The sequence below is a fragment of the Xanthomonas sp. SHU 166 genome, assembly GCF_000364685.1.
Lineage (GTDB): Bacteria > Pseudomonadota > Gammaproteobacteria > Xanthomonadales > Xanthomonadaceae > Xanthomonas_A > Xanthomonas_A sontii.
This window is the reverse complement of record NZ_AQOJ01000676.1, coordinates 1-319: the sequence shown is the minus strand read 5'-3', so window position 1 is coordinate 319 and position 319 is coordinate 1. Positions and strand designations below refer to the sequence as shown.

Annotated in this window: 1 pseudogene; it reads right to left on the bottom strand. The window is 73.7% G+C overall.

Going from position 1 to position 319, the window contains the following annotated elements:
• Positions 1 to 319 (bottom strand): annotated as a pseudogene (locus tag D180_RS16010) (hypothetical protein); the annotation flags it as partial.

Here is a 319-nt window from a genome sequence, read left to right as displayed (position 1 = left end):
GGCCCCAGCGCGCGGCCAGCGGCTGCACCAGCACCGTGCCGAGCGCGTAGGCGATCAGGACCGCGCTGCCCCAGCCGGGCGAGAGCAGATCGTAGGCAGCCACGTACGGGGCGAGCTTGGTGAACGCTGGCAGGGTCAGCGAGACCGCTGCGATCAGTGCCAGCGGCTGCCAGGGAATCGCGCGCCACGAGGGCGCTCGGTCGATCGCGATCACGGCCGTGGCGTCGGCCGGGGCCGGGTGCGCAGTGGCGTGATGGCGCAGCACCCGCTGCAACTGCCAGGCGCACAGCATCGCCACCGCCGCCAGCACTGCGCTGGA